This is a genomic window from Marinomonas sp. (assembly GCF_039940335.1).
Lineage (GTDB): Bacteria > Pseudomonadota > Gammaproteobacteria > Pseudomonadales > Marinomonadaceae > Marinomonas.
In genome coordinates this window covers 167,294-189,889 of record NZ_JBDVGW010000005.1, presented here as the reverse complement: position 1 = coordinate 189,889, position 22,596 = coordinate 167,294, and the positions used below count along the sequence as shown (strand labels likewise).

The following is a 22,596-nucleotide window of genomic DNA, read 5'->3' as shown; positions in this document are numbered from 1 at the left end:
CTACCCAAATCGTCTATTAAATGCTTAGAGGTAAATATGCCGAGTTCTGCTCGTATTTGGCGTCGCTTGATGATGCCTGATGCTGCCCGTCTTCATCGCTATCAAGTCATGCCAGAGCAAGGCCCTAAAATCCTATTTTTTAGTGGTGGTTCTGCTCTTAACAATATTAGTCGAGTACTCAAGCAGTATAGTCACCAATCAATTCATCTTGTTACGCCTTTTGACTCCGGCGGCAGCTCTGCCAAGCTAAGAGCACAATTTGATATGCCTGCGGTAGGGGATTTACGCAGTCGTCTCATGGCCTTAGCGGATGAAACCGTGATGGGACAACCTGAAGTGTATGATCTGTTTACTCACCGCTTTGCTAAGCAAGCAGATCAACAAAGCCTGCAAGCAGAACTACAGCAATTAGTGGCAGGAGAGCATCCGCTAATCGCTTGTATTTCCAACCCAATGAAAGCTCTAATTCAAACGCAACTTGCTGTTATGCAAGATAAAATTGATGATAACTTTGATCTGAAAGGGGCGAGTATCGGTAATCTAATAATCGCTGGTGGCTACTTAAATAACTTACAGCAGCTCGATCCTATCGTATTTCTATTTTCTCGATTGACTCAAACCCTTGGGGAAGTAAAAACCACAGTAGATGCGCCTTTTCATTTAGGGGTGGCATTAGATAATGGCGACATTGTACTGGGGCAACATAATATTACCGCCAAAGAAACCAGTGAACTTATTGCGCCGATTCAACGTATTTGGTTGAACAAAGGGCTAAAGAAATTGCAGCCAATTAACCAGGCTATCGCTGAAGACAGAATTGAATTGATTAATAGTGCGGAATTGATTTGTTATCCACCTGGTAGTTTCTTTAGTAGCTTAATCGCTAATTTATTACCGCAAGGTGTAGGGACAGCCATTTGTCAAAATGCCAATCCGAAGGTCTATGTCCCCAATTTAGGTACGGACCCTGAACAATTAGGTTATACTTTAATGACACAGGTAAAAACCTTAATAGACATCGTCTTGGAAGATGCTTTTCAATTTGAGGAAGGTTTTGGCGCTTTAGATTATTTACTAATAGATGACCGCTATGATTATGGTTATATTGATCAAGCTTATTTAAGTGAATCAGGGGTGAAAATTATTAAAACCCCATTAATCAAAGACCAACCTGAAGAATACGATGAGACACTATTGGTTGAAGCTCTATTGTCTCTTACATAATAAATTCAGTGTAAATAAAATCACCAAAAGGACTCGATAAATAACAAGGTTGTTAGTGAAATTGTATTTTGTTACTTGAATTCGCCGAGTTTTGATAAGACGAATGGGAAGGCTGCATGAGTACAAAAGTACTAATTTGTGACGATTCAAAAATAGCAAGAAAACAGCTGACTAAAATTCTGCCTACGGATTGGGATATTGAGCTTGAATATGCCCATGATGGACAGGAGGCCTTAGATTTTATTGTATCCAACCCGGTCGATATTCTTTTTCTAGACCTGAATATGCCAGTGAAAGATGGCTACCAAACCCTTGAAGCGTTACAAAGCTTCCCGTCTATGCCCAAAGTGATTGTTGTCTCTGGCGATGTTCAGCCAAAAGCTGTGCAACGTGTAAAAGAGATGGGGGCGGTCGCTTTTATGAAAAAGCCTGCCCTTGCTGAATCATTACAAGACACGCTCCTATCGTTAGAGCTCTATTCTAAAGCTAAAACAACCCAGCAAGCGCCTTCGGCAGTAACGCATTCTGTGGTGGATGATTTTAGTCTTTCCGATAGTTTGCAAGAAGTCTCTAATATCGCAATGGGACGCGCTGCCAGTGTGTTAGCTAACATGCTTAATGTGTTCATTAAACTGCCGGTCCCTAATGTCAATATTCTCGAAGTTGGTGAGCTGCAAATGGCGCTGGATTATGGTGTCAAAGGGGACAGCTGTTCCGCGATATCGCAAGGTTTCGTGGGTTCTGGTATTGCCTTTGAAACGTTACTAATTTTCAGTGATTCAAGTTTTCCAGATATGGCTAAGCTGTTGGGCGTTACCGAAGAAATTACCCGAGAAATAGAAACTGAATTATTAATGGATGTAACGTCTGTGCTAGTGGGGCCCTTTATGGCTGCCATTGGTAAGCAATTGAATATTGATTTCAGTCATAGTCATCCTGTGTTGTTAGGTCAACATGTCAAAATCCCCGATATTATTAATGTGAAAAAAGCCACTTGGAAACGTACTCTGGCTGTAGAGATCGTTTATGAGGTAGAAAATTATCAAATCAGCTGTGATTTGATGCTGTTGTTTACAGAAGACTCCGTACCCACCTTAGAAAACCTGCTGTCTTTTTTAGTGGAGGAAGATGAATGAGCGATGACGCGGAAGGTCTAATTGACCTGCATTGGATGTTCGATATGCTGCATCATATTGATGTGGGCTTAGTCGTGCTGGATAAAGACTATAAAGTACAGTTGTGGAACAGCTTTATGGAAAATCACAGTGGTGTGAGCTCTTCTATTGCTAAGCAGCAGTCTTTATTGTCATTGTTCCCAGATTTGAACACTGGCTGGTTGCATCAAAAATTAGATAACGTATTTGGTCTAAGCACGCCGATATTTATTGCTTGGGAACAGCGCCCTCATTTATTTCCGTTCAAGAGTTACCGACCAATTACGAGCATTGCCGATAAAATGTATCAAAACGTCGCCATCCGCCCTATCTCCAGCCCTGACGGTCAAACCAAGCACCTTTGTATGGTGGTATATGATGTGACGGACGTGGCGACGAATAAAATAGCTTTAACAACCCTGAATGATAAGCTTTCATCTTAAGGGTTGTTAAAGAGGTGAGCGGGTTAGTAAAGCTCGTTTAGCTCATCGGCTGTTTTGTCACCAAACAAACATTCACCTTCAGGGTTAATGAGTATACGTCCAATCATTGCCTCACGACCTAGCAGCATGCGATAACCCATGCTGTCACGGTCTGTCAGGGTTACTTCTACCTGCCAAGTGTGTTCCCCAAGGGTAAGTAAGGTTTGGATGACAGGGCGCTTCTCCTTGTCTCCACTTGAACTCTTGATGACACGATGATCTAGGATCTTTTCTTCACAGCGTACTTTTGTCTTACGATTCTTTTGCAGAGGGTGCACGTCGAACTTGACCCAATGTTCGCCATCTCGCTTAAATTTCTTAATATTGATGGCGTGCAAGGAAGACGTTTTGGCGCCCGAGTCTACTCTTGCTTTCACAGCAGGGATTGCCAAGGAGGGAAATGCGCACCACTCTTCACAGCCGATAATTATTTTGGAGTCGGTTGAACTCATACCATATCACCTTTAATCAGTCGTTAGGTGGCATACCATGGACAACAAGCAACAGCCACTTTATCTTGGAGTGCGTTATAGCTTAAAAGCCCTTTGGCGTTAAGCTTTTTATGGTGTAAAAAGTAATTATTTGTCTTGCTGAATTGTCAGCATAAACACAAACTATTGTAATCATATTTTGTGAAGCTAATATGTGCCTACAAGTTTAATGTTTTGGAGTAATGAATGAATGGCCAACTGATACAAGAGTTGGAAGAGTTGGGTGGTGAAATTCATCCGGCGAGCCTTAGGAAATGTGACGAGATCGTCATAGATCAGCCAGGTTTTAGTGCTCGTATAGCATTATGGGGCGGTCATTTAGAAAGCTTCGTTCCTGCAGGTCAGGAGGACTTGTTATTTCAGTCGAACAACAGTGGTGGCAAAGGGCGCTTTGGTCGCCGTCATTTTGGTGTACCCGTTTGCTGGCCTTGGTTTGGTGCACATCAGTCTGATGAAGACTTTCCTGCTCATGGTTTGGCGCGTTATTTTCGCTGGCAGTTTGTCGAAACAGGACGATTCAAAAATGGCGATGTAAAGATTGTTTTGCGCCTCGCCTCGGAAGATCACCCTCTAATCGAAGAGATGTGGCCACAAGCTTTTGAACTGCGCCAGGTGTTTCGTTTCTCAAGTGAAGGTTTCAGCGTTAATTTCTCAGCGGCTAATTTATCCACTGAGCCTATGGTGATTAGCGAAGCCTTGCATACCTATTTCAAAGTAGGTAGCAGCCAAATGACGGAAGTTCATGGTTTAGAAAAAGTTAACTTTGTCGATAAGTTCGACGAAAGTAAGACAAAAAGCCATAAAACTCCTGTGACCCCATGTGAATACATGGACCGCGTATACCTTTCAGCGCCGAACGAATGTGAGATTCATGACCCTGTTTTGAAGCGTAAGCTTTTGATCAGTGATAAAGGCAGTGCCAGTACGGTGTTGTGGAACCCAGGTCCTGAGTTATCGAAAAAGCGTAAGGATATGGAAGACGATGACTACCAACACTTCGTCTGCGTAGAAACCGCTAATGCTTTGGATGACAGTTATACGATAGAGCCTGGTGGTATTCACCAGTTAAAACTCAATGTGAGTGTCGCGCCTTTAGAGCAAGCCTAATTTAATTTGAGTCGATAATAAAAAGCCGCTTCAATTGAAGCGGCTTTTTGATTGTGGTGGATAAGGTTTGGTTAATCTAGGTTGTACTCCATGATTAACGGCGCGTGATCGGAAAAACGCTGGCCCTTGTACACACTACCACCTTGAATCAGGTTCTTAAGTCCCGGCGTGGTGATCTGGTAATCTAGTCGCCCACCTTCATCAAGTTTCCAAGCGCGCTCATAATCTGGCCACCAAGTATATTGCTTATCTTGTTTGTTGACCTGACGGAACGCATCGATGTATTCCAACTCGTTGAAGATTTCATTAACCCATTTACGCTCTTCTGGTAAAAAGCCAGAGTTACGCTGATTGACAAACCAGCTACTCACATCAATTGGTGATCGCGCCACATTGGCGGTTCCGCAAAAGATGAACTCGCGACGCTTACGACGAGTTTTGATCAAATGATTCTTAAAGCCTTCCATGAATCGATATTTGTGTTCCTGCAATGCTTCTTCATGGTTTGAGCCATGAGGCGTTAAAAAGGCACCAATGCTGACTTTTTCAAAGTCCGCTTGAATAAAACGTCCTTCAAAGTCGCACTCAGGGAAGCCCATACCCGTCATAATAGCTTTTGGCATGGTTTTACAATAAATCGCTACACCTGCTTGCTCTGGGTCCTCCATGGAGTCAAAGAAATAGGTGTTGTAACCTGCAGGGAAGAAAACACTGTCGTTCAAAGTGCGTTCATCCGCTTGCACGTCTTGTAAACAGACGACATCAGGGTCCTGACGTACCATCCATTCAAAAAAGCCGCGATCGGCTGCTTGTCTTATACCGTTTAGATTAAGGCTGATGACCTTCATTTCTGGTCCCTACATTTCCTAGCCGTGTGTTATATTAGCGCCTATTCCAATGTTAGCATGGCTTCGCTGGTTTTAGGCGGCGCTTTGTTGTGTATTTTCTTATCTTTCTGGAGTCAGCATGAAACCGTACCAAAGAGACTTTATCGAATTCGCCATCGAACAAAACGTATTGCGCTTTGGCGAATTTACGCTTAAATCTGGCCGTGTTAGCCCGTATTTTTTCAATGCTGGCCTGTTTAATTCAGGGCAGGCATTGGCCAAATTAGGGCGCTTTTATGCGGCCGCATTAATGGAAGCAAATGTTCCATTTGATGTTCTTTTTGGTCCTGCTTATAAAGGCATTCCCCTAGCAACCACAACGGCGGTTGCTTTGTTTGAACATCATCAAGTAGATACACCATACGTATTCAACCGTAAAGAAGCAAAGGCTCACGGCGAAGGTGGTTCTCTTGTTGGCGCTCCATTGGCTGGCAACGTCATGATTATTGACGATGTTATTACCGCTGGAACCGCCATTCGTGAAGTCATGACCATCATCCAAGATGCTGAAGCAGCACCTGCCGGTGTGCTTATCGCTCTGGACCGTCAAGAAAAAGGCCAAGGCGAGCTTTCAGCTATCCAAGAAGTAGAACGTGACTTCTCTATGCCCGTCATCAGTATTGTTAGCTTGAACGATATCATGACCTATTTGGCAGAACAGGCTTCCCCTGAATTTGCCAGCCACTTAGAGGCGGTCAAAAGCTACCGTCAACAATACGGCATTTAATTGTTTTCGTTAGGCTTTTTTAGATTTTAAAAAAGCCTAACGGTTTAGCATCAAGTTTTGTGCCAACACAGCCCACTGTTCAGACCAAGCAGTAGTCGGCTTCACTTTGAACTCACTGCGCACATAATGACGAATCTTACCTTCAGCAACGGCAACCAAAAAATCTGCACAAGGGGCAACGCCCATGGCAGGTCTTAGGCCTTGTTTTAAGTCAGCTTCGCGCATTAGCTGTTTTAATTGAGTTTCAATGCGATCAAATAATTGAGCAATACGAACCCGTAAACGTTCCGTCTCACCAGCTAAAGCATCCGCTGTTAATAGTCGACACATACCAGGATTCTGTTCAGCAAAATGAAGGATTAGCGTCAATATCATTTCAATGCGCACTTTTACGTCACTTTCTTCTTGCAGAATGCGATTGATGCGCGAAAAGAGACTTTCTTCAATAAACTCGATTAAACCCTCAAACATCTTGGCTTTGCTGGGAAAATGGCGGTAAAGGGCGGCTTCAGACACACCTACCTGCTTAGCAAGAGCCGCGGTCGTGATGCGTGCTCCAAGGCTATTTTCTAGCATTTGTGCCAGTGCTTGCAGTATTTGAGTGCGACGATCGTTTTTCTTATTGCTCATTTTTATGTCCAGTTTTAAGCCAAGTTGGTGAATATTGTTTAAAACACGTATTACGCTTTGTTCGCATTAGAAATAAGAGTGCCGACACCTTTGTCAGTGAAAATTTCAAGCAAAGTGGCGTGTGGTACTCGACCATCAATAATAATGGCACTGGTAACCCCTGCATTTACTGCAGACAAAGCACAGCTAATTTTTGGTAACATACCGCCATAAATTGTGCCGTCAGCGATCAAGGCGTCCACTTGAGCAGTGCTCAGGCCAGTTAAGACATTACCTGACTTGTCTTGAACCCCTGAAATATTGGTCAACAGCATGAGTTTTTCAGCGCCCACGGCTTCTGCCACTTTCCCTGCGACCAGGTCTGCATTGATATTGTATGCATTACCTTGGTCATCAACACCAATTGGAGCAATGACAGGAATAAAATCACTGTGCTCTAGTTGCTTCAATATGCTGGTATCGATATGGGATACCTCGCCCACGTGGCCAATGTCGACCTGCTCTGGGGTGTCCATGTCTTCACTTTGATGTTTTACAAAGAGTTTCTTCGCTTTAATAAAGTGGCTATCTTTACCCGTAATGCCGATGGCTTTACCGCCCGCTTCACAGATCAGATTAACGATCTCTTTATTCACTTGTCCGCCGAGAATCATTTCCACAACGTCCATAGTGGCCGTGTCTGTTACTCGCATACCGTTAACAAATTTCGACTCGATATTAAGCTTGCTGAGCATGTCGCCAATTTGTGGGCCGCCACCGTGAACAACAATAGGATGAATGCCAACGGCTTTCATAAGAACTATGTCGCGAGCAAAGCCTGCTTGTAGTTTTTCATCAGTCATGGCGTTGCCGCCATATTTGATCACAATTGTTTTGCCTGCAAAGCGTTGAATATAAGGCAGAGATTCGCTTAATACCTTAGCGACATCTAAAGCAGGTTCACGTGAAAGAGTCACGAAATGGATACTCCTGTAATTAATAGTAAATACGCTTTTACAAAAAATAGCGTGGCTAATTTTTTAAGCGCTGGTGTCGGCTTGCTTGGTAAATGTATCGCTACGACTGAGGAGTAGCGTATGTAAGCAACCACTTATGGCGAAAATAATAACGTGAAGTTAGTGGATTAACTATATAAATTTGTATGAAAATTACCAAATTTAGTAGGAAGAGAGGAAATGAAATGTCATCTTATTAATATAGATGAGGGAATGTGTTACAAGTACCAGAAAAGGTGAAATAAAATCACCTTTTCTGGTTTTTTGCTACTTGGTTCCTGTATGTCCAAAACCGCCTTCGCCACGTTCAGTGCTTTCAAATTCACTAACGATATCAAATTCGGCTTGTACCACTGGGACCAAAACAAGCTGAGCAACACGTTCGCCTGGCTCAATGGTGAAAGAGGTGTTACCTCGGTTCCAGCAAGAAACCATCAGTTCACCTTGGTAATCGGAATCAATTAATCCCACTAGGTTGCCCAGAACGATACCGTGCTTATGGCCCAAACCAGAGCGTGGCAAAATAGTCGCCGCTAAGTTGGCATCCTGAATATAGATAGCCAGTCCAGTAGGAAGCAGAGTGGTTTCACCCGGTGCAAGCTCAATGGCTGCATCAAGGCAGGCTCGTAAATCTAACCCCGCAGAGCCTTCTGTTGCATAGGCGGGTAAAGGGATTTCTTTGCCAATCTTGTCGTTAAGAATTTTTAACTGAATTGCTTGTTTCATAATCTACTCTTGTTCACCAATGGTTTAGGATGATTGGGTGTGTTCATAAATATGTTGTACCAGTAGTGCTGCCAAATCCGCTTTCGAAGCTTTGTCTGGTGCCCATGTCTGATCTTTGGTTATAACGGTGACTTGATTTTGATCTTGATTAAAGCCGATATCCTGACGCGACACGTCGTTGGCGATAATCATATCCAGCCCTTTGCGTTGTAATTTGCCTTGAGCATACTCAATAACATTTTGCGTTTCTGCGGCAAATCCTACCATGCATTTCGCGCTCTGCGTGGAAGCGAGAGTGGCGATGATGTCTGGGTTTTTCACTAGGGTTAATTGCAGTTCGTCACTGTCATTTTGTTTCTTCATCTTTTGGGTGTTTTCGACTTTCATCTTAAAGTCCGCTACGGCGGCGGCACCAATGAAAACATCTGCTTGTGTGTCCATGGTGGTTTGACAGGCGACGAGCATTTCGTCCGCACTTTTTACCAGCACAAGATCGATTTTTGCTGGAGGGGGGAGCTGAACTGGGCCGCTAATAAGGGTCACGCGCGCGCCACGTTTCTGGGCGGCTTTCGCGAGGGAATAACCCATTTTCCCTGAGCTATGGTTACTAATATAGCGTACGGGATCGATCGCTTCCATGGTCGGCCCTGCCGTGATAACCCAATGCTGGCCGGAAAGGTCTTGCTGAATTTGTGTTCCTAGGAAATGCTCTTCAATAGCTTGGAATATGTCTGCAGGCTCACTCATTCGTCCCGGGCCAATATCGCCACAAGCTTGCGCACCATCCGCGGGACCAACGCTCAATACGCCTCGGTTAGCGAGTGTTTTTGCATTGTCTTGTGTTGCTGGGTGACGCCACATGGCTTGGTTCATGGCTGGCGCCATAAGCACAGGTGCCTCGGTAGCCAAACACAAGGTGGTTAGAAGGTCGTTGGCCATGCCTTGTGCATAGCGGGCTATAAAGTCGGCAGAAGCTGGCGCAATAAGAATAAGGTCCGCCCATTTTGCCAGCTCGATATGCCCCATACCCGATTCTGCGCTGGGGTCTAATATGGTGGTTCTGACAGGGTTGCCTGATACGGCTTGTAAGGTCATTTCTGTGACGAATGCTTTGGCGCCTTCCGTCATCACTACCTGTACTTGGGCGCCGGCTTTGGTAAGTAGGCGAATAACTTCTATGCTTTTATAGGCGGCGATGCCGCCAGTTATCCCTAATAGAACTTTTTTGTGGGTAAGGTTTGACATAAAAAGTATCTCATAATGGCGATGGTTGTGGTCTCAGGAGCATTGTGCGTGTGACCAATCTCGCAAAAAATTAATATCTGCAAGATTATCATGGATCAAGGAGTAGATCATGAGCATTAAGCATTGGCCCGAGCAAGAAAGACCCCGTGAAAAGCTGATACAGCATGGCGCAGGGGCGTTAAGTGATGCGGAGCTGTTAGCTATCTTCCTACGCACTGGCACTCAGGGGCTTAGCGCGGTAGAACTTGCACGTCGTTTATTGACCCACTTTGGAGGCTTACGTTCCCTACTTTCTGCCACTAAAGACGAATTTTGTCAGGGTTTAGGACTTGGAGATGCCAAATACAGTCAACTGCAAGCCGTTTTAGAAATGTCGAAGCGGCATTTACAGGAAGAGCTTATGCGGACTGATGTGTTTAATAGCGCAGAGCAAGTGCGCATATACCTTTCCTCCCAATTACGTCACGTACCAAGAGAGGTGTTTGCTGTGTTGTTTTTGGATTCCCAGCATCGACTGATCCGCTATCAAGAATTATTTATGGGCACGATCGATGCTGCAGCGGTTTACCCGCGAGAAGTGGTAAAAGCAGCATTACAATATAATGCCGCAGCCGTGATTCTTGCACACAATCATCCAAGTGGCGTTGCAGAACCTAGTCAAGCAGACATAGCAATTACAGCCCGCATTGGTGATGCTCTTAAGCTTATAGATGTCCGAATGTTGGATCATTTTGTTGTAGGAGATGGTGATCCTGTGTCACTGGCGGAGAGAGGGCTGATTTAACCGAATAATGCGCCAATCTTAGCAAGTTACTATGCCTCCCCTTGTGTACTAAAAAGTTTTTCTATTATGGAAGCATAAAACATATTTTATGCTGGCTATCACCGTAATAATGTATAAAAAATAGGATGTTGAGTGAATTGCGCAAATTGTTTTTCTTGCTTTTGGATCTAGAACAGACCTTTATACGCAAATTTATTTTGCTTTGCGCTCCGCCCAGCGTTGGGGAGAAGGCAACAATAAAATTACGGTGTTAACCGATCAACCTGAATTTATGTCTGTATTGGCAGAAGATATTGAGCTTATTGAACTGGCCTCAGAGACGTTACAGGAATGGCGTGGTGAACATGACTTTATGTGGCGCATCAATATGAAGGCTTTTATCAGTGGCTTTTAGGTAGTATCGGACAGTATTCAAATAGTTGTGGCAGAAAAAATGTTAAAGTGAAGTGTCCATTAGAGTGCAAATGGACTTAAAAGAACGGCACATTCAAGCCTACCTTGACGTTTCTCATCACTACATTTGAATGAAATTTGAGGATACTTTCGTCGTCTAGAAACAGTTCTTGAGTGATAATATCGTAGCGTTTCATGCTGATAGCGGCTATGACCAATATAAAATCATTCTCTCCCGCAACGTAATAACATTGCTGCACTTCTGGATAATTGGCGGCTTTCATTTTGAAGTTGTTTACGGTGGCTGCCCCTCCTTGTTTTAACGTGACCTCGACAATAACTAAAATATGACCTCTTAAACTAGAGGTGTTGAGTACGGCGATTTCTTTTTCTATGACGCCTGATTGGCGTAAAGCTTTCAATCTTCTCTGCACTGCGGTGGCAGATAAACCAATTTCTTGGCCAATTTTTTCCGTCGTAAGGCGTGAATTTAACTGCATGATTTTTAGAATGTGATGATCGAAAGAATCCATGTATGAAAATCCCCATTTAATCGTGTTTTATGCAGTTAATCGGCGCATAAGAGTCTATTGTGATGCGTTTCGTTTTTAGTGTGCCCCTAAAATAGAGGAAATCCAAGATTTAAAAATGTTTAAGGGGAGCGTGTTGGTTAAAAATACTGGAATGTTTGTAGGTATTTGTATGGGGCTTGTTGCTTCCTTGATTTGGGGGAGCTGGCCTGTGATTTCAAAACTTGCACAGACTCAAAATATTAGCTCTGTTGAAATTACAATTTTACGTTTTGGCATATCTGGCCTGATTCTTTTGCCTGTGCTGTTCTTCCATGCGGTTTCATGGCGAACACTTTGCACCAAAGGTATCGCTTTAGCGGTAGGTGCTGGTATGCCTTATGTCCTGTTAGCCATGAAAGGAATCAGTCTTTCGTCTAGTGCCCACTTTGGCATTATTGCTCCGAGTAGTATGTTGGTGTTTTCAACCCTTGGCAGTATTTACTTATTATCCGAAAGACTTACTTGTCAGAGATTGTTGGGCGTTTTGATGATTGTAGTGGGTGTTTTTGTAGTGGGCTGGCATAGTTTTGCATTGATGAGCCATCAGGTATTGATGGGGGATCTAATGTTTATCGGTTGTGGCGCACTTTGGGCGATGTTTACGCTATTAGGAAAGTACTGGAAGCTAAATGCGTGGCTGGCTACGGCGATGGTATCTGTGATATCAGGAACACTGTGTTTACCTCTTTATGTGTTAATTAGTGAGCCTTTATTTGTGAATATGTCAATTGCGACCTTCTTGGCCCATGGACTTTTTCAAGGCGTATTGGTGGCAATACTTGCGTTGTATAGTTATTCAACTAGTGTTTCCATCTTGGGGGCCGCAAAAGGCGCTGTATTTGCCGCACTCGTTCCTCCCATAGCTATATGTCTCGGTGTAATGATCTTAAATGAGATTGTGACCTGGGTTGAGTTGACGGGTATTACTTGTGTATTTCTAGGTATGGTGTTGGCGCTTGGTTTGGTGGTTTTCCCATATAAAGCAGGCGTTGGAAAGGAAAACGGGTCTAGTGAATTACCAGGATAGGCCAAATTGATCATTTTTTAACAAATAGTTTGCCCAATCCGAGGGGTTATGGGAGAATACGCGCCGCTATAACCTCGGTACGGGATTTATTTGATTCATAAGGAATCATGCTCCGCCTGAGGAAGTGAAAGCACACTTCCAATAATCTTCTGGATAGCAAAAGGTATTTAAATATGTCTCGCGTATGTCAAGTTACTGGGAAACGTCCTGTTACAGGTAATAACGTTTCTCACTCAAAGCGTCGTACTAAGCGTCGTTTTCTTCCAAACCTTCACTGGCACCGTTTTTGGGTCGAAGGTGAAAACCGCTACATCCGTTTACGTGTATCTTCTAAAGGTATGCGTATTATCGATAAAAAAGGTATTGAATCAGTTCTTGCTGAAATTCGTGCCAACGGCGAAAAAGTATAAGGATCTGAATCATGGCTTCTAAAGGCGCTCGCGATCTAATTCGCATGGTATCTTCTGCTGGTACTGGTCACTTTTACACAACTGACAAGAACAAGCGAAATACTCCAGACAAACTTGAAATGAAAAAGTTTGATCCTGTTGTACGTAAGCACGTTATGTACAAAGAAGCGAAAATTAAATAATTTTTGCTTTTTGTTACAAAGGAGCCGACTCTATATAGAGTCGGCTTTTTTGTATCTAATAGAAGCAACAGAAATAATATTCACGCCATGTATAGACCCACGTTATTGAACTAGGCGATTTTGGAGGTTGTTAGTGCCAGAGTTACCAGAAGTTGAAACAACACTGCGGGGAATTGAGCCTCATATTGTTGGCAAAACCTTCCGCCAGATCGATATTCGTCAACCTAAGCTGCGTTGGCTAATTACCCCGCAACTCACCGAAGATATGGTTGGGGAAAAGGTTACCCACCTTTCTCGACGAGGCAAATACATCATTGTACACACCGCAAAAGGTTGCATGCTTATTCATCTTGGTATGTCTGGTAGCTTGTATTTTGTTCCAGAACAAACGCCGCCTTTATTCCATGATCATGTGGATTTCCAAATAACGGATGGTGATAAATGGTTGAGATATACAGATCCAAGACGCTTTGGTGCGATTCTCTGGACCACTGAAAATTGGCAAGATCATGAATTGATTGCCCATTTAGGACCAGAACCTTTATCTGATTTTTTTTCTGGTGAGTATTTATATACCAAAGCTAAGGGCCGTAAAGTGCCAATAAAAACCTTTATCATGGATAGTAAAGTTGTGGTTGGGGCGGGCAATATTTATGCAAATGAAGCCTTGTTCATGGCTGGAATATCGCCGTCTCGCATGGCGGGAAAAATCAGCAAGGCGCGCATGATTAGGTTAGTTGAGTGCATCAAAATAGTGCTTGATGCCGCTATTAAGCAAGGCGGTACGACTTTAAAAGACTTTGTTGGTGGTGACGGTAAGCCCGGTTACTTTAAGCAAGAATTAGCCGTGTATGGCCGTGCAAATAAGCCTTGCAAGGTTTGTAGCAAGCCTTTGACGGAAATTCGCCAAGCCCAGCGCAGCACGGTTTATTGTACAAAATGTCAAACTTGACTAAGCGTTCAGTTTAGGCACGTTAATTGCTGTCTGAAGATGAAGGGGCTTATTCCGTAAATTCAAAAGAAGAGTTGAATTTTTAATCTTCTTTTTGTGCTAAATGCACTAGAATATGCGATTAATATCGTATATTCGCATTGCGAAATTTCTGGAATAGGTTTATTTTTGACCGAATAGACAGTTTTTACTGTCTAACTATAATTAAAAAAGAGAAGAGGAATTGGAATGAAAGGTGTCTTTCTTGCGTCCGCTACAGCGCTAGCCATTTCGGCAGGTATGGTTCAAGCTGCAGATAGTAAACCTGCGGTTGTTTATGACCAAGCAGGTAAATTCGATAAATCTTTTAACGAAGGTGTCTTCAATGGCGTTCAGCGCTATACAGCAGATACCAGCATTCAAGTTCGTGAATTTGAACCTAAGAATGAAGCACAGGTAGAGCAAGGTTTGCGCCGTTTGGCGAAGCGTGGCTACTCACCTATTGTCGCTGTTGGCTTCTCTATGACGTCAGCGGTTGAGAAAGTTGCGAAAGATTTTCCTGAAATCCATTTCAGCATCATTGATGGCGTGATTGACCTTCCAAACGTACAATCCATTGTGTTTAAAGAGCACGAAGGTTCTTTCCTTGTAGGTGCTTTGGCTGTTATGGCTTCCAAAACCAACACGGTTGGTTTTGTTGGCGGAATGGATATCCCTCTTATTCGTAAATTCGGTTGTGGCTATGAGCAAGGTGCTAAATACATCTCTGCAGACGCAACGGTAATTCAAAACATGACAGGCTCAACAGGCGCAGCGTTTAATGACCCGACTAAGGGTTCTGAACTTGCGAAAAGCCAATTCTCTCAAGGTGCAGACGTAGTCTTCGCTGCTGCAGGCGGTACGGGTATTGGTGTTTACCAAGCGGCAAAAGATGAAGGCAAGTTTGCTATTGGTGTCGACTCAAACCAAAACCACTTGCAGCCAGGCACAATGCTAAGCTCTATGGTTAAGCGTGTTGACCAAGCGGCTTACAATGCTTACAGCGAAGCGGCGGCCGATGAATGGGAAGCAGGCTTTACTGTTCTTGGTCTAGCTGAGGGCGGTATCGATTGGGCGCAAGATGAGCACAATGCCAACTTGATCACCTCTGAAATGAAAGCCAAAATGAAAGAAATTTCCGCGAAAATCATTAGCGGTGAAATTAACGTTCACGATTACATGTCAGACAATACCTGCGCATATTAATCGTATGAAAAACAGCTACTCGCCATGATAGGTGAGTGGCTGTTTTTTTGTTTTAGTGTTTTGAAATGAATGAACCTAAAGGAATTTTGGTTGCCTGCCTTCATTGCCATTAGACTAAAAAAGTGACAGATGAACTGGGTGTGTATTGTTCACAGTGTATTCAGTCCGTCTTAATTTATAGCAGACGAACCATTATTAAAATATGACAAATAAAACGCCATACGCAATTGAATTGCGCGATATCAGCAAACGTTTTGGGGCAGTACAAGCCAACAAAGACATTTGCCTACAAGTCCCCGCGGGCACTATTCACGGTATTATCGGTGAAAATGGTGCGGGAAAATCTACCTTAATGAGTATCATATATGGCTTCTATGAAGCGGATACAGGTTATATTGAAGTAGATGGGAAGCGCGTCGATATTCGTAATTCTCAAGAAGCGATCCACTCCGGAATTGGCATGGTTCACCAGCACTTTATGTTGGTGGAAAACTTCACGGTATTGGAAAATGTTGTATTGGGCGCAGAAGGCGGATCCTTATTAAAAGAAGGGATGGATACAGCTCGAGTTGAATTGCAAAGACTTGCGCAGGAATACAGTCTAGATATTGATGTTGATGCGGTGGTGGAAGAGCTACCTGTTGGCCTCCAGCAGCGCGTTGAAATTCTAAAAGCTTTGTATCGTGGTGCGCGCATCCTAATTCTTGATGAACCAACAGGCGTGCTGACACCACAAGAAGCTGACCATCTATTTCGTGTATTGAAGTCCTTAAAAGAGCAGGGTGTGACCGTTTTATTGATCACACATAAACTGCGAGAAATCATGGCCTCTACCGACAATATTTCGGTTATGCGCCAAGGCCAAATGGTCGCACATCGTCAAACTTCCCAAACCAATACAGATGAACTGGCTGAGCTGATGGTCGGTAAAAAAGTGCGTTTGGTGGTCGATAAAGACGACGCACAGCCGAGCCAAGTAACACTGAGTGCAAAAAACCTTTCTTTATATGACAGCCAAGGTGTGCAACGTTTGAAAAACGTTAATGTAGACCTTCGAGCTGGAGAAATCGTTGGCATCGCTGGGGTATCTGGTAACGGTCAAAGCGAGTTGCTCAATGTATTGTCTGGCATTGAATCTATGAGCGACGGCGAGATTCGTTTCTCTGGTGAAGTAATTAATGCAAAGACACCAAAAAATGCTGCTCAAATGCGTGATTTGAAAATGGCTCATGTGCCAGAAGATCGTCATAAAATGGGTTTGGTTACGGGCTTTGAAGCTTATGAAGCGGCTGTGCTGGGTTACCATAATTCCGATGCATACAATGGCAAGATCCTCATGAATCGCACCGTAATGTTGGATGAATGTAACGAGCGCATGGCGGCTTGGGATGTTCGACCACCGAACCCGCATTTAAAGACTGCTAATTTTTCAGGCGGTAATCAGCAAAAGATTGTTATCGCCCGTGAAGTAGAGCAAAACCCAGATGTGCTGTTGATCGGTCAGCCAACTCGTGGGGTAGATATCGGTGCGATTGAAAACATTCACGAGCAAATAGTAAAACTTAGAGATGCTGGCAAAGCCATTTTGCTAGTGTCAGTAGAATTGGACGAGATTATGGCGCTGAGTGATCGCATTTTAGTGATGTTTGATGGTGCGGTTGTTGGCGAGCTTGATGCGAAAGACGCTGATGAGCGTAAGCTTGGCTTGATGATGGCGAATGCCTATGAAGAAGAAACAGTAGGAGAGACCGCATGAGTCAGGCGAAGGTTCCAGCTTGGGTGAATGTTGCCCTAATTCCATTTTTGAACATTATGTTAGCTTTTTTGGTCTCTGGTTTGGTTATTTTGGCCATTGGTGAGAACCCAATTGAAGCGGCAGGTTATCTCATTTACGGCGCGTTTGGTTACGATGAAGGCGTCGGTTATACCCTTTACTACGCCACTAACTTTATTTTTACCGGCCTAGCTGTATCTGTGGCATTTAAAGCGGGTCTATTTAACATTGGTGGTGAAGGCCAAGCTTACATTGGTGGTCTTGGGGTTGGTTTAGTTTGTTTGGCTTTTGACCATACTTTGCCTTTTTATGTGATTGCACCATTAGCGATTATTGGTGCGGCGGTGTTTGGTGCTGGTTGGGCGTATATTCCTGCCTACTTGCAGGCCAAGCGAGGTAGCCACATCGTAATCACGACCATCATGTTTAACTTTATCGCTTCTTCTTTAATGGTTTACCTGATGGTGAACTGGCTAAAAGAAGATGGCCGCATGGCACCGAACAGTCGTACTTTCGAGGAAAGTGCGTGGCTTCCTTACTTGCATGAGCTACTTTCCCCACTTGGCATTGAAATCGGTGATTCACCGTTAAACATGGCTTTCTTGTGGGCGTTAGTATGTTGTGTCTTAGTTTGGGGCTTGATCTGGCATACTCGCTGGGGCTACCAACTACGAACTTTGGGAACCAACCCAACGGCGGCTAAATACGCGGGTATCGATACAGTGAAAGTGACCATCTGGGTCATGCTGATCTCGGGTGGGTTAGCTGGCTTTGTGGGCATTAACGAGATTATGGGGGTGAACCACAACCTTTTGCTTAACTTTACAGCGGGTTACGGTTTTGCCGGTATTGCTGTGTCATTGATGGGGCGTAATCATCCGGTTGGTATCATCATGGCATCGATCTTGTTTGGTGCTCTATATCAAGGTGGTGCGGAGTTGGCGTTTGAAATTCCCACCATTACCCCAGAAATTGTCGTGGTGATTCAAGGTTTGGTCATCTTATTCTCAGGCGCGCTTGAACATATGTTTAAGGACCGCATCGAAGGCTTCTTTATTCGTCGAGCGGTGGCATAGGAGATAAATTATGTTTGAGACATTAATACTTATTTTAGATGCGACTATGCGCGTATCGACGCCACTGATCTTAGCGGCCTTGGCTGGCTTGTACGCTGAACGTTCAGGTATCGTAGATATCGGCCTAGAGGGCAAAATCCTCGGTAGTGCCTTTGCCGCTGCAGCAGGTGCTGCCGTATACGGCTCGGCTTGGATTGGGCTTGGCTTTGGTATTCTGGCATCGGTTTTCTTAGCCATGGTGCACGGCTTTGCTTGTATTACCCATCGTGGTGATCACATTGTATCGGGTGTGGCCATCAACACAGTGGTCGCAGGCTTAACCGTGACCTTGGGGTTAGATTGGTTCGGTATGGGCGGACAAACGCCAACACTGAGCGGTGATGCACGCTTCCTGTCTATTACTTTCCCATTCGCCGATGCTTTAGCGGATGTGCCTGTTATCGGGCTTATCTACTCTGAATTGTTAAGTGGTCATAACGTATTGGTTTATCTGGCTTTCTTGATGGTCCCTGCAACCTACTGGGTGGTTTATAAAACCCGCTTTGGCTTGCGTTTACGCGCCACAGGGGAAAACCCTCATGCCGTAGATACCGCGGGTATCTCAGTTGCTTTGGTTCGCTATCGCGCTTTGATCATTTGTGGTGTGCTTTGTGGTATCGCTGGGGCTTATTTGTCTACGGCTCATAACGCAGGCTTCTTGAAAGACATGAGTGCTGGTAAGGGCTACATGGCCTTGGCTGCCTTGATCTTCGGTAAGTGGCGTCCAGTGCCTGTGTTATTTGCTTGTTTGCTGTTTGGCTTCCTTGATGCGGTTGCGGTTCGTCTACAAGGTGTCGTCATCCCTGGTATTGGTGAAGTACCAGTACAAGCGATCGAGGTATTACCTTATGTATTGACGGTACTCTTACTGGCTGGTTTTATCGGTAAAGCGGTAGGGCCAAAAGCCGTTGGTCGACCTTATGTTAAAGAGCGAGCCTAAGATGGCAGCGGTTAAAACAGAACTGCTGGATTTGGCTCAGCAAGCCATGAGTAAGGCCTATGTGCCTTACTCAAAATTCTCGGTTGGTGCGGCGATCGAAACAAGTAACGGCCATCATTTCTCGGGGTGTAATGTTGAGAATGCCGCCTATCCAGAAGGGACTTGTGCCGAAGCGGGTGCTATCGCCGCCATGGTGCTGGCTGGAGAGACTCAGATTAAAGACATCTATGTCACTGGGCAAGGTGAACAACTTGTGACCCCTTGTGGCGGTTGTCGCCAGAAGATTCGCGAGTTCGCCTCCGCAGACACCATGATCCATATCTGTGGCCCGCAAGGTGTGCGAAAATCCATGACCATGGAAGAGTTATTGCCCTTCTCTTTTGGCCCGGAAAACCTTATTTAATTCAACCAAAGCATAAGATAATGGCGTGTTACCAATACAGCGATACATCATGGCTGTATTGGTTAGCACGCTTATCGATTGTCTTTGCAAGCTGCGCTATTTCTCACTTCGGTCGGTGATTGGTTAAAGAAGCGATGGAAGGTTCGGCTAAAATGAGCTGTACAAACAAAGCCACAAGCTATAGCGACCTGTAAAATACTTAAGCGCGATTGCTGTAGGAGCTGTCTGGCACGAGTTAACCGCTGCTCCATGTAATAGCGAGCTGGTGTGACACCGATATTACTCTTAAATAGTCGCTCTATCTGTCTTCTTGAGATACCGACAAGCTGAGTTATTTCATCAATCGTTAAGATGTCTTCAATATTATTTTCCATCAGAGTGATTGCTTCTTTAATGCACTCAGGAATATTGGAATCCGCTAGTAAAAAATGATTGGTTATTTTGGCGTCAGTTGTAGGGGATCTATCTGATGCGATGACTTCTACGATGGCCTTTGCGCTTTCTTTGCCATGCTCCTTTTCTATAAACATTAGCATCATATCTAGAGTGCTATTCGGTCCAGAGCAAGTTAAGACAAAATTATCTTCTGAATACGGTGACGAGGATAGGTTTAAGTCCGGGAATCGCTCCCCCATGATGGCTTTGTTTTCTTGATGAATAGAGATTGGGCTGTTCTTTTTGATCTTACTATCCGCGATGTAAAAGCTACCATTCCATAGTCCAATAATGGTCGCTTGATGTTGGTCTGCTTCAAGAATTTTTTTATTCAATAGAGGGAAAGGTTGGAGTTGATTTCGAAATCCACCGCAAATAATCAAAATTGAGTTCTTATCGACCTGAATGTCGTTAATATTGCCGCTAGTATTCAGTTCAATTGAAATGTCGGACATTACCGTATTGTGGCAACCTACACTGTAGGTATCACATTCGTAGACTTGTTCATCATTAATCAAATTAAATGTCACGAGAGAGTCGAGAGCAACGGAAAAAGATGACATTGAAAAGTGATCAAGTAGCACAAAACTTGCTTTTCTTAACGGTTTTGATGGCGTTGTCTGTGGCTTGCTTCGTACCAAGTTCGAATGTCTTAGATGACTTTTGAAATTAGAATCCACGCTAGTTTTATTCTTACTATGACCTAACATTTCTAATTCCTTGGGCTAAAACTTGGCCAGTATATTAGCAGAGTTTTAATGACCAGTTAATCTGCCTAGGCTGTTGTGTGTCTTGAGCAAAAAAGTAGCCGTGTTTAGGCGTAGCGTAGAGAATTTGGCCTTTTTCAAAACTCTGTTGGTCACAGTATTTGTGAGTCAGGTCAATTTCCCAAACCTCTTGGCTTTGCCAGCCTACAGGCTCTAGTTCAAAGCGTACTTCTGCACCAATAGGATTAATGGCGAGGATCCTCAATGGTAAATTCGCTTGTGCTGAGGCTTCTGTTCCTATCGTGAATTCATGGGAACGAATGTAGACCTGTCCATCCTGTGGGGAAAGCCCTTCTGGTAGGGTTAGGCTCGCGTCACCGTTTTGCCATTGGTTATTGCTGACTGTGGCGTCAAAGACATTGGCATTACCGAGGAAATCAAATACAAAGCGACTGTTTGGCGTGCTGTATAAAGCGCCAGGCGCGTCGATTTGCTCAATATGTCCATTGCTCATCACCACAACGCGATCAGACAGTTCTAAGGCTTCTTCTTGGTCATGGGTCACAAATACGCTGGTAAAGCCTAGCTCGTCGTGAAGACCTCTTAGCCAACGACGCAACTCTTTACGGACTTTCGCATCAAGCGCGCCAAACGGCTCATCAAGCAGTAATACTTCTGGTTTTGTGGCTAACGCTCTTGCTAGCGCGATACGCTGCTTTTGGCCGCCAGATAGTTGTGACGGGTAGCGATTAGCAAGGTGACCAAGCTGTACCATTTCAAGCAAGTGTTTGACCCTTTGCTGAATGTCGCTTTTGTTAGGGCGTTGTTGTTTTGGTAGTACTTCAAGGCCAAAAGCAACGTTATCAGCCACTGTCATGTGGCGAAACAGGGCGTAGTTTTGAAACACAAAACCTACGCGACGATCTCGTACATGCAAGTTGGTTACGTCTCTATCAGCGAATTGAATACGACCACTATCCGCACCTTCTAAGCCAGCAATAATCCGCAACAAAGTAGTCTTGCCTGACCCAGAAGGGCCAAGTAGTCCTATCATCTCACCTTCATCGATCGACAAAGAAAGAGGCGACAGGGCTTGAAAGTTACCGAACTGCTTGGAAATGTTTTCAATAAGTATGCTCATGGTGTCACCTATTTATCTGTATCAATGTTCAAACTGCGTTCTTGTCGCCACTCGACGAAGGCTTTAAAGAGCAGGGTTATTAGGGCAATAATGGCTAATAGAGACGCACTGGCAAAGGCTGCCGCGGCTTGGTAGTCCTCATATTGCAACTGTACATGCAAAGGTAGGGTGTTGGTTTCTCCGCGAATATTGCCGGAAACCACAGAGACTGCCCCGAACTCTCCTACGGCACGAGCGTTGGTTAAAATCACTCCGTAAATCAGCGCCCATTTAATGTTCGGCAAAGTGACTCGACGGAACAGTTGCCAGCCGGAGGCGCCTAAAATGACGGCGGCTTCTTCATCTTCTCGGCCTTGCTGCTGCATAAGCGGAATGAGCTCCCGAGCCACAAAAGGACAGGTCACAAAGACAGTCACCATGACAATACCTGGCCAGGCAAACATTAGCTGAATGTCAGCATCGTATAGCATGGCGCCTATCCAACCATTGTTGCCGTACAACAAAAGATACAACAAACCGGCGACCACGGGCGACATGGCAAATGGGATGTCTAATAGCGTCATTAACACCTTACGGCCAGGGAATTCGAAGCGTGTGACGGACCATGCCAGCATAACCCCGAAGACCAAGTTAATGGGAACGGTTAAGGCGGCGACCAAGAGCGTTAAGCCAACGGCATGCAATGTATCGGCTTCAATGAGGCTACTAAAGTAGTGAGATACGCCCAGTGCAAAGGCTTGCTGGAAAATACTGATTAGCGGTACGACCAGTAACAGCATCGTTAAGATTAGCGTCAGCCCGATTAAAGACCATTTTACCCAAGGGCTATCGCCGACGCGTAATTGGGAAGCGTGTTTCTGCTTACTCAT

Annotated in this window: 26 protein-coding genes; 16 read left to right on the top strand and 10 right to left on the bottom strand. The window is 44.4% G+C overall.

Going from position 1 to position 22,596, the window contains the following annotated elements; genetic code table 11:
• The first annotated feature begins 36 nt into the window (after positions 1-36).
• From ABJF92_RS02935 to ABJF92_RS02925, 3 genes are all read left to right on the top strand, one after another.
• Positions 37-1,224 (top strand): GAK system CofD-like protein, encoded by a 1,188-nt coding sequence (locus tag ABJF92_RS02935; RefSeq protein ID WP_446814354.1) that lies wholly within the window; start codon positions 37-39, stop codon positions 1,222-1,224.
• 116 nt (positions 1,225-1,340) lie between these two features.
• Positions 1,341-2,360 (top strand): response regulator, encoded by a 1,020-nt coding sequence (locus ABJF92_RS02930; protein WP_446814353.1) that lies wholly within the window; start codon positions 1,341-1,343, stop codon positions 2,358-2,360.
• Complete coding sequence (locus ABJF92_RS02925) at positions 2,357-2,821, top strand: hypothetical protein (protein ID WP_446814352.1); 465 nt, start codon at positions 2,357-2,359, stop codon at positions 2,819-2,821. The genes ABJF92_RS02930 and ABJF92_RS02925 overlap by 4 nt, the downstream gene beginning before the upstream one ends.
• Positions 2,822-2,844: 23 nt before the next feature.
• Here the strand turns inward: ABJF92_RS02925 and ABJF92_RS02920 are convergent, their stop codons facing one another.
• On the bottom strand, positions 2,845-3,312 hold the full coding sequence (locus ABJF92_RS02920; RefSeq protein WP_446814351.1) for an ATP-dependent zinc protease family protein: 468 nt from the start codon (positions 3,310-3,312) through the stop codon (positions 2,845-2,847).
• Positions 3,313-3,537: 225 nt separating this feature from the next.
• Between ABJF92_RS02920 and ABJF92_RS02915 the strand changes: the two genes are divergently transcribed.
• Positions 3,538-4,458, top strand: a complete 921-nt coding sequence (locus tag ABJF92_RS02915) for a D-hexose-6-phosphate mutarotase (protein ID WP_446814350.1) — start codon at positions 3,538-3,540, stop codon at positions 4,456-4,458.
• A 71-nt stretch (positions 4,459-4,529) separates the two neighbouring features.
• Here ABJF92_RS02915 and ABJF92_RS02910 read toward each other — a convergent pair whose 3' ends face one another.
• A complete protein-coding gene (locus tag ABJF92_RS02910) occupies positions 4,530-5,306 on the bottom strand; it encodes an exodeoxyribonuclease III (protein ID WP_446814349.1) in 777 nt (258 codons plus the stop codon).
• Positions 5,307-5,424: 118 nt separating this feature from the next.
• Between ABJF92_RS02910 and pyrE the strand changes: the two genes are divergently transcribed.
• Complete coding sequence (gene pyrE, locus ABJF92_RS02905; protein WP_446814348.1) at positions 5,425-6,072, top strand: orotate phosphoribosyltransferase; 648 nt, start codon at positions 5,425-5,427, stop codon at positions 6,070-6,072.
• 36 nt (positions 6,073-6,108) lie between these two features.
• On the opposite strand, the gene slmA is transcribed toward pyrE, so the two are convergent.
• The 4 genes from slmA to coaBC all read right to left on the bottom strand — a co-directional run bounded on the left by slmA (position 6,109) and on the right by coaBC (position 9,668).
• Positions 6,109-6,702, bottom strand: coding sequence for a nucleoid occlusion factor SlmA (gene slmA, locus ABJF92_RS02900; RefSeq protein WP_445976658.1), 594 nt, complete (start codon positions 6,700-6,702; stop codon positions 6,109-6,111).
• A 50-nt stretch (positions 6,703-6,752) separates the two neighbouring features.
• Positions 6,753-7,658: an acetylglutamate kinase gene (gene argB, locus ABJF92_RS02895; protein WP_446814347.1), complete on the bottom strand. Its 906-nt coding sequence runs from the start codon at positions 7,656-7,658 to the stop codon at positions 6,753-6,755.
• A 306-nt stretch (positions 7,659-7,964) separates the two neighbouring features.
• The gene (gene dut, locus ABJF92_RS02890) at positions 7,965-8,423 is read right to left on the bottom strand and encodes a dUTP diphosphatase (protein WP_446814346.1); all 459 of its coding nucleotides are present in this window, start codon (positions 8,421-8,423) and stop codon (positions 7,965-7,967) included.
• A gap of 24 nt (positions 8,424-8,447) precedes the next feature.
• Positions 8,448-9,668: a bifunctional phosphopantothenoylcysteine decarboxylase/phosphopantothenate--cysteine ligase CoaBC gene (gene coaBC, locus ABJF92_RS02885; RefSeq protein ID WP_446814345.1), complete on the bottom strand. Its 1,221-nt coding sequence runs from the start codon at positions 9,666-9,668 to the stop codon at positions 8,448-8,450.
• 109 nt (positions 9,669-9,777) lie between these two features.
• Between coaBC and radC the strand changes: the two genes are divergently transcribed.
• Positions 9,778-10,452, top strand: coding sequence for a RadC family protein (radC, locus tag ABJF92_RS02880; RefSeq protein ID WP_446814344.1), 675 nt, complete (start codon positions 9,778-9,780; stop codon positions 10,450-10,452).
• 247 nt (positions 10,453-10,699) lie between these two features.
• Positions 10,700-10,846, top strand: coding sequence for a hypothetical protein (locus tag ABJF92_RS02875; protein WP_446814343.1), 147 nt, complete (start codon positions 10,700-10,702; stop codon positions 10,844-10,846).
• Between the two features lie 76 nt (positions 10,847-10,922).
• Here the strand turns inward: ABJF92_RS02875 and ABJF92_RS02870 are convergent, their stop codons facing one another.
• Positions 10,923-11,378 (bottom strand): Lrp/AsnC family transcriptional regulator, encoded by a 456-nt coding sequence (locus ABJF92_RS02870; protein ID WP_446814342.1) that lies wholly within the window; start codon positions 11,376-11,378, stop codon positions 10,923-10,925.
• 130 nt (positions 11,379-11,508) lie between these two features.
• Between ABJF92_RS02870 and ABJF92_RS02865 the strand changes: the two genes are divergently transcribed.
• The 9 genes from ABJF92_RS02865 to cdd all read left to right on the top strand — a co-directional run bounded on the left by ABJF92_RS02865 (position 11,509) and on the right by cdd (position 19,444).
• Positions 11,509-12,444, top strand: coding sequence for a DMT family transporter (locus tag ABJF92_RS02865; protein WP_446814679.1), 936 nt, complete (start codon positions 11,509-11,511; stop codon positions 12,442-12,444).
• 173 nt (positions 12,445-12,617) lie between these two features.
• Positions 12,618-12,854, top strand: a complete 237-nt coding sequence (rpmB, locus tag ABJF92_RS02860) for a 50S ribosomal protein L28 (protein WP_063332439.1) — start codon at positions 12,618-12,620, stop codon at positions 12,852-12,854.
• Positions 12,855-12,865: 11 nt separating this feature from the next.
• Positions 12,866-13,036, top strand: coding sequence for a 50S ribosomal protein L33 (rpmG, locus tag ABJF92_RS02855; RefSeq protein WP_011978459.1), 171 nt, complete (start codon positions 12,866-12,868; stop codon positions 13,034-13,036).
• A 133-nt stretch (positions 13,037-13,169) separates the two neighbouring features.
• Positions 13,170-13,988, top strand: a complete 819-nt coding sequence (gene mutM, locus ABJF92_RS02850; protein ID WP_446814341.1) for a bifunctional DNA-formamidopyrimidine glycosylase/DNA-(apurinic or apyrimidinic site) lyase — start codon at positions 13,170-13,172, stop codon at positions 13,986-13,988.
• Positions 13,989-14,216: 228 nt separating this feature from the next.
• Entirely contained in the window at positions 14,217-15,212 is a 996-nt protein-coding gene (locus ABJF92_RS02845; RefSeq protein ID WP_446814340.1) for a BMP family lipoprotein, read from the top strand.
• A 202-nt stretch (positions 15,213-15,414) separates the two neighbouring features.
• Complete coding sequence (locus ABJF92_RS02840; RefSeq protein ID WP_446814339.1) at positions 15,415-16,968, top strand: ABC transporter ATP-binding protein; 1,554 nt, start codon at positions 15,415-15,417, stop codon at positions 16,966-16,968.
• Positions 16,965-18,062, top strand: coding sequence for an ABC transporter permease (locus ABJF92_RS02835; RefSeq protein ID WP_446814338.1), 1,098 nt, complete (start codon positions 16,965-16,967; stop codon positions 18,060-18,062). Before ABJF92_RS02840 ends, ABJF92_RS02835 begins: the two co-directional genes overlap by 4 nt.
• 10 nt (positions 18,063-18,072) lie before the next feature.
• Positions 18,073-19,041: an ABC transporter permease gene (locus ABJF92_RS02830; protein ID WP_446814337.1), complete on the top strand. Its 969-nt coding sequence runs from the start codon at positions 18,073-18,075 to the stop codon at positions 19,039-19,041.
• Position 19,042: 1 nt separating this feature from the next.
• Positions 19,043-19,444, top strand: coding sequence for a cytidine deaminase (gene cdd / locus ABJF92_RS02825; protein WP_446814336.1), 402 nt, complete (start codon positions 19,043-19,045; stop codon positions 19,442-19,444).
• Between the two features lie 71 nt (positions 19,445-19,515).
• Here cdd and ABJF92_RS02820 read toward each other — a convergent pair whose 3' ends face one another.
• Genes ABJF92_RS02820 through cysW form a run of 3 tightly spaced genes read right to left on the bottom strand, consistent with a single transcriptional unit; the run spans position 19,516 to position 22,596 of the window.
• Positions 19,516-20,589, bottom strand: a complete 1,074-nt coding sequence (locus ABJF92_RS02820) for a GlxA family transcriptional regulator (protein ID WP_446814335.1) — start codon at positions 20,587-20,589, stop codon at positions 19,516-19,518.
• Positions 20,590-20,623: 34 nt separating this feature from the next.
• Positions 20,624-21,727 (bottom strand): sulfate/molybdate ABC transporter ATP-binding protein, encoded by a 1,104-nt coding sequence (locus ABJF92_RS02815; protein WP_446814334.1) that lies wholly within the window; start codon positions 21,725-21,727, stop codon positions 20,624-20,626.
• A gap of 8 nt (positions 21,728-21,735) precedes the next feature.
• Positions 21,736-22,596 (bottom strand): sulfate ABC transporter permease subunit CysW, encoded by an 861-nt coding sequence (cysW, locus tag ABJF92_RS02810; protein ID WP_446814333.1) that lies wholly within the window; start codon positions 22,594-22,596, stop codon positions 21,736-21,738.

Bases quoted from the DNA above. Each gene is read 5' to 3' on its own strand.
- ABJF92_RS02935 (WP_446814354.1), top strand. From the start codon at position 37: ATGCCGAGTTCTGCTCGTATTTGGCGTCGCTTGATGATGCCTGATGCT.
- ABJF92_RS02930 (WP_446814353.1), top strand. From the start codon at position 1,341: ATGAGTACAAAAGTACTAATTTGTGACGATTCAAAAATAGCAAGAAAA.
- ABJF92_RS02925 (WP_446814352.1), top strand. From the start codon at position 2,357: ATGAGCGATGACGCGGAAGGTCTAATTGACCTGCATTGGATGTTCGAT.
- ABJF92_RS02920 (WP_446814351.1), bottom strand. From the start codon at position 3,312: ATGAGTTCAACCGACTCCAAAATAATTATCGGCTGTGAAGAGTGGTGC.
- ABJF92_RS02915 (WP_446814350.1), top strand. From the start codon at position 3,538: ATGAATGGCCAACTGATACAAGAGTTGGAAGAGTTGGGTGGTGAAATT.
- ABJF92_RS02910 (WP_446814349.1), bottom strand. From the start codon at position 5,306: ATGAAGGTCATCAGCCTTAATCTAAACGGTATAAGACAAGCAGCCGAT.
- pyrE (WP_446814348.1), top strand. From the start codon at position 5,425: ATGAAACCGTACCAAAGAGACTTTATCGAATTCGCCATCGAACAAAAC.
- slmA (WP_445976658.1), bottom strand. From the start codon at position 6,702: ATGAGCAATAAGAAAAACGATCGTCGCACTCAAATACTGCAAGCACTG.
- dut (WP_446814346.1), bottom strand. From the start codon at position 8,423: ATGAAACAAGCAATTCAGTTAAAAATTCTTAACGACAAGATTGGCAAA.
- coaBC (WP_446814345.1), bottom strand. From the start codon at position 9,668: ATGTCAAACCTTACCCACAAAAAAGTTCTATTAGGGATAACTGGCGGC.
- radC (WP_446814344.1), top strand. From the start codon at position 9,778: ATGAGCATTAAGCATTGGCCCGAGCAAGAAAGACCCCGTGAAAAGCTG.
- ABJF92_RS02870 (WP_446814342.1), bottom strand. From the start codon at position 11,378: ATGGATTCTTTCGATCATCACATTCTAAAAATCATGCAGTTAAATTCA.
- rpmB (WP_063332439.1), top strand. From the start codon at position 12,618: ATGTCTCGCGTATGTCAAGTTACTGGGAAACGTCCTGTTACAGGTAAT.
- rpmG (WP_011978459.1), top strand. From the start codon at position 12,866: ATGGCTTCTAAAGGCGCTCGCGATCTAATTCGCATGGTATCTTCTGCT.
- ABJF92_RS02845 (WP_446814340.1), top strand. From the start codon at position 14,217: ATGAAAGGTGTCTTTCTTGCGTCCGCTACAGCGCTAGCCATTTCGGCA.
- ABJF92_RS02840 (WP_446814339.1), top strand. From the start codon at position 15,415: ATGACAAATAAAACGCCATACGCAATTGAATTGCGCGATATCAGCAAA.
- ABJF92_RS02835 (WP_446814338.1), top strand. From the start codon at position 16,965: ATGAGTCAGGCGAAGGTTCCAGCTTGGGTGAATGTTGCCCTAATTCCA.
- ABJF92_RS02830 (WP_446814337.1), top strand. From the start codon at position 18,073: ATGTTTGAGACATTAATACTTATTTTAGATGCGACTATGCGCGTATCG.
- cdd (WP_446814336.1), top strand. From the start codon at position 19,043: ATGGCAGCGGTTAAAACAGAACTGCTGGATTTGGCTCAGCAAGCCATG.
- ABJF92_RS02820 (WP_446814335.1), bottom strand. From the start codon at position 20,589: ATGTTAGGTCATAGTAAGAATAAAACTAGCGTGGATTCTAATTTCAAA.
- ABJF92_RS02815 (WP_446814334.1), bottom strand. From the start codon at position 21,727: ATGAGCATACTTATTGAAAACATTTCCAAGCAGTTCGGTAACTTTCAA.
- cysW (WP_446814333.1), bottom strand. From the start codon at position 22,596: ATGAGTAAGCAGAAACACGCTTCCCAATTACGCGTCGGCGATAGCCCT.